This is a genomic window from Bacillus sp. GMa5/1, from assembly GCF_050172015.1.
Lineage (GTDB): Bacteria > Bacillota > Bacilli > Bacillales > Bacillaceae_G > Bacillus_A > Bacillus_A cereus.
In genome coordinates, this window is sequence record NZ_JBNLYC010000345.1 from 1 (window position 1) to 2,288 (window position 2,288).

A 2,288-nucleotide genomic window follows, 5' to 3' on the forward strand; every position below is an offset into this window, starting at 1 on the left:
CTTCTTTTCAAAGCTAAATATTTTGAAGTGCTGCTCATTTTTTAAAAGATTTTTGAGTACGTAGCTATATAAGTTTTATTCAATTTGTTTCGTGATTTTTGACAGGTAATTTAAGATTTTCTATTTTATTTCTTAAAGATAGAATTCATTGGTATGTTAAAATAGTACAGTTGTTTTTGATGTACTTTAATATAAGAAGATTTAAGTTAGAAAAGGAGATAATATGAAAAAGATAAGTATAATTACTATAGTAGTCTTAGTCCTGCTAGTAATCGTGTATATGTTAGTTGGGAATTATTTTTATAACTACGCGTTGAATGCGAAACAAGAAAAGGAATTTTTGCAAGATAATCCTCATTTAGTAGAAACGGTAAATGCGTCGGGAGATGTATTGGCTGCAAATGAAGAAAAGAATGCAAACTTCGTATCGAAGTATAAACCTAACACATTAACTATACGTTCTTTCGATAAATTAAATTTAAAAGGTTATGAATATATGAATGAACCATCTAGTCATAAATGGGCAATTGTAGTTCATGGATATAGTGGTAGAGCATCGGAAATGACGAAATATATTCGTAACTTTTATGAACAAGGCTATAATGTCATAGCACCAGACCTTCGTGGACACGGAAATAGTGAAGGGGATTATGTTGGTATGGGTTGGCATGATCGTAAAGATGTTTTAATTTGGATTCAACAAATCTTAAAGAAAGACCCTAATGCTGAAATAGCTCTATTTGGTGTTTCAATGGGCGGGGCAACTGTAATGATGACTTCAGGAGAAGATTTACCTTCTAATGTTAAAGTTATTATTGAAGATTGTGGATATTCAACTGTTATTGATGAATTTACTTATCAACTAAAAGATTTATTCCACTTACCGAAGTTTCCTGTTATGAATGCGGCAAATACGGTTACTAAATTAAGAGCTGGGTATGATTTAGAAGAGGCCTCAGCTGTAAAACAAGTAGCGAAAAGTAAAACACCTATGCTGTTCATTCATGGGGATGCTGATACATTCGTTCCTTTTGAAATGTTAGATGAAGTATATAATGCTGCAAAAGTAGAAAAAGAGAAATTAATTGTTCCAGGTGCTGGACATGGGGAAGCGGAGAAAGTAGATTCGAATAAATATTGGAATACTGTATGGAAGTTCGTAGGGAAGTATATTCCGGCATAATTAAAGTTGTTGCATTTATATAGACGATAATCGGAGGGATAATAGTTAATCCTTTTGATTATCGTTTTTTTGTTAATTAGGTATTCTGCTATAAGTGTATTTTTGTATGTACTATATGAAGGAGGTAGAGCAAAAACTTTTGAATTCCTTAATCTCAGTGCTACAATGATTGAAAACTAAAAGTTAATGAGGTGTTTCTATGAAAATTGAAGTTTGGTCAGATTTTGTATGCCCATTTTGCTATATTGGGAAACGCAGATTAGAGATGGCTTTAGAGCAATTTCCGCATAAGAAGGATGTTGAAGTTGAGTTTAAAAGTTTTGAATTAGACCAAAATGCTCCAATCTATTCTGGGACAAGTATTAATGAAGTACTTGCATCAAAGTATGGAATTAGTATTGAAGAAGCTAAGCGTAATAACGTACAGCTAGGAAATCATGCAGCTAGTATGGGTTTAAGTTTTAATTTTGATGAGATGAAGCCGACGAACACGTTTGATGCGCATCGTCTTGCGAAGTTTGCAAAGGATCAAGGAAAAGAAAAAGAGATTACGGAAAATCTACTTTTCGCATACTTCACTGAATCGAGAAATTTAAGTGATGTGGATACACTTGCTACTATCGCTGAAGTTTCAGGTTTAGATAAGCAAGAGGCTTTAAATGTTATTAATGATAAAAATGCGTATGCAAATGATGTTAGAATTGATGAAGCGATTGCTCAGCAATATCAAATTTCGGGAGTACCTTATTTTATTATTAATCAAAAGTATGCTATTTCAGGTGCACAACCACTTGAAACTTTTGTTGGTGCACTTCAGCAAGTGTGGGAAGAAGAGAATCCTGCACCTAAGTTACAAGAACTTTCTTCAGAGGGTGGAAGCGATCTTTCTTGTACTGATGGAAGTTGTTCGGCGCCGTCGAAAGAGCAATAGTTTTTATAATAGAGTAGTACCCCATAGATAGTCCTGTGGGGTGCTTGTATATAACTATAGAAGAAATACATAAGTGAAATCTATAAAATATAAAGTTTTTTAAAAAACGTATTGACGATTATACTTTAGAGGTGTAATATAGAACAAGTCGCCGATGACAATAACGTCGTAAGT

General features: G+C 33.3%; 2 protein-coding genes. Both read left to right on the top strand.

What is annotated here, in order from left to right:
* Positions 1–223 precede the first annotated feature (223 nt).
* A complete protein-coding gene (locus ACQGSG_RS28420) occupies positions 224–1,183 on the top strand; it encodes an alpha/beta hydrolase (RefSeq protein ID WP_000723976.1) in 960 nt (319 codons plus the stop codon).
* 199 nt (positions 1,184–1,382) lie between these two features.
* Positions 1,383–2,114, top strand: a complete 732-nt coding sequence (locus tag ACQGSG_RS28425) for a DsbA family oxidoreductase (protein ID WP_000687938.1) — start codon at positions 1,383–1,385, stop codon at positions 2,112–2,114.
* Positions 2,115–2,288 lie beyond the last annotated feature (174 nt).

Excerpts from the sequence above, each read along its gene's own strand:
- ACQGSG_RS28420 (WP_000723976.1), top strand. The coding sequence starts at position 224 with ATGAAAAAGATAAGTATAATTACTATAGTAGTCTTAGTCCTGCTAGTA.
- ACQGSG_RS28425 (WP_000687938.1), top strand. The coding sequence starts at position 1,383 with ATGAAAATTGAAGTTTGGTCAGATTTTGTATGCCCATTTTGCTATATT.